This window comes from Oceanospirillum multiglobuliferum (assembly GCF_900167095.1).
Lineage (GTDB): Bacteria > Pseudomonadota > Gammaproteobacteria > Pseudomonadales > Halomonadaceae > Oceanospirillum > Oceanospirillum multiglobuliferum.
Genome location: NZ_FUXG01000040.1, coordinates 5,398 through 6,794, shown reverse-complemented (window position 1 = coordinate 6,794; position 1,397 = coordinate 5,398). Strand labels below are relative to the sequence as shown.

Here is a 1,397-nt window from a genome sequence, read left to right as displayed (position 1 = left end):
CTACTGGCGGTTTTGGCGGTTGACCAGGGCCTAAGCCATGACTACCAAAGAAGCCTGCGACATCTTCCTCGCGAATACCATCAAACAACTCAGCTACCAGACCAAAGCCCAAACCTTTCTGCTGAATAAACTCGTACAGTGCGTTCGGGTTATTCATATTGTCTTTAATAAAGGCCGCTGTATCTGCCGCATTCGCCCCTGTGCCTGAGAACTTCTGCTCTAGGTCAGGTTGAATTGGGCGGAACACAGGCCCAGGTGGTGGTGGCGGAGGTGGATTACCACCCGGCTGACCATCAATTGGCGGCAACGGCGGCTGACCATCTACTGGCGGTTTTGGCGGTAGGCCAGGGCCTAAGCCATGACTACCAAAGAAGCCTGCGACATCTTCTTCACGCATGCCATCAAACAACTCAGCTACTAGACCAAAGCCCAAACCTTTCTGCTGAATAAACTCGTACAGTGCGTTCGGGTTATTCATGTTGTCTTTAATAAAAGCCGCTGTATCTGCCGCATTCGCCCCTGTACCTGAGAACTTCTGCTCTAAATCAGGTTGAATTGGGCGGAACACAGGCCCAGGTGGTGGTGGCGGAGGTGGATTACCACCCGGCTGACCATCCGTAGGGAATGGTGGAAAAATTGGCGGCTGACCATCCGTAGGGAATGGTGGGAAAATTGGCGGCTGACCATCAATTGGTGGTTTTGGTTCCTGACCATCCGTGGGGAATGGTGGGAAAATTGGCGGCTGACCATCAATTGGTGGTTTTGGTTCCTGACCATCCGTGGGGAATGGTGGGAAAAGTGGAGGTGGCAAAGTACCATCACCAGTCGGTGGTGGTGGCAAAGAACCATCACCAGTCGGTGGTGGTGGCAAAGTACCATCTGGTGGTGGCGGCAAAGTGCCATCTGGTGGTGGCGGCAAAGTGCCATCTGGTGGTGGCGGCAAAGTGCCATCTGGTGGTGGCGGCAAAGTGCCATCTGGTGGTGGTGGCAAAGAACCATCTGGTGGTGGTGGTGGCAAAGTGCCATCATTTAGTAAGTTATTATCATCACTCATCAGTCACAGCCTTTGGGGGTCGGGTTGCCCCCTGTTAAGTTTCACACATCATATAATATGGATAGAATATTTCTTATTAGCAAGACCATATCGATAAAAAAAACACTATTTGTGACTTGTGTGGCGATTTGAATAAAATTATTAATTGTTAGGTTGTATGCCACAAAAAACAGGCTTTATAATGTTAAACATTAACGATCAATCAATAGAATAAATACTCAAATTTAACTATTGCAATGATATTACGATTCGTTTGGTGCATGACGCGGTTCGTACCTCACCTCTTATGCACCTTACAACAAACCCTTAACACCCAAGCCAAAACACCATAACCCAACGTAGG

The 1,397-nt window shown here is 49.0% G+C and carries 1 pseudogene; it reads right to left on the bottom strand.

Going from position 1 to position 1,397, the window contains the following annotated elements:
* Window positions 1–1,054, bottom strand: a pseudogene (locus B5D26_RS15900) (hypothetical protein); the annotation flags it as partial.
* Window positions 1,055–1,397: the final 343 nt, after the last annotated feature.